The organism is Psychrobacter sp. APC 3426, assembly GCF_030408035.1.
GTDB lineage: Bacteria > Pseudomonadota > Gammaproteobacteria > Pseudomonadales > Moraxellaceae > Psychrobacter.
In genome coordinates this window covers 1-1,030 of sequence record NZ_JASDCF010000059.1, presented here as the reverse complement: position 1 = coordinate 1,030, position 1,030 = coordinate 1, and the positions used below count along the sequence as shown (strand labels likewise).

Genomic DNA, 1,030 nt, shown 5'->3' with positions numbered 1-1,030 from the left:
CGAGACCATCCCGAATTCTGTGTAACTGCCATTTAGATTAAATGCTTACTGATACGGTCATCAAACATAATCATAAAGCGATTCAAAGCAGACGTCCAGTTACGGATCGGCATTGACCACTTTTTGGATGCCTGCTGGGTGGCTAAGTACACCACCTTGAATGCCGCCTGATCAGACGGGAACACCTTACGCTTATTTACCGCTGTACGAATCACACTGTTTAAAGACTCAATCGCATTGGTGGTATAAATCGCTTTTCTGATGTCTTTAGGATACTCAAAGAACACCGTTAATCCCTCCCAGTTACTCCGCCAAGACTTGATGACATGCGGGTACTCTTTGCCCCACACCTCATCAAAGTGCTCAAGGTTGGCCTCTGCCATCTCAAGCGTATCAGCGCCATAGATGGCTTTTAAATCAGCCGCTACGGCCTTCTTATCCGTCCATGGCACAAACTTCATTGAATAACGCACCATATGCACGATACACAGCTGAACCTGAGCATTGGGATAAACGGTGTTGATAGCATCAGGGAAGCCCTTTAAACCATCAACACAGGCAATGAGGATATCTTGAACCCCGCGGTTTTGTAGCTCAGTGAGAACGCCTAGCCAGAACTTAGCGCCTTCATTCTCTGATAACCACATACCAAGCAGCTCTTTTTTACCATCAAGAGCAACACCTAGCGCTAAGTAAATGGCTTTGTTGATGATCTGCTTGTCTTGACGTACTTTGACGACAATGCAGTCTAAATAGACGATAGGATAAACACTGCTCAGCGGCCGGTTCTGCCAAGCGGTGATGTCCTCTAATATATTATCGGTGACTCTTGAGACAAGAGAGCTTGAGATGTCGACATCGTAGAGCTCTTTAATGCTTTCTACAATCTCAGTGGTGGTTTGACCCTTGGCGTATGAGCGAGGATCAGCAAGTGTCTGGGAGACACTTGCCCGAAGCGCAAGACGTAAGGCTATGCCTGTAGTGAAATATGATCTTGTCATCAAGGCCACTAATACGGGTTTGATGCTTG

Annotated in this window: 1 protein-coding gene; it reads right to left on the bottom strand. The window is 46.3% G+C overall.

The annotated features are described in order from the left end of the window. Window positions 1-32: 32 nt before the first annotated feature. A partial coding sequence (locus tag QL919_RS14065; protein WP_290190090.1) for an IS256 family transposase occupies window positions 33-1,030 on the bottom strand: 998 nt, incomplete at its 5' end.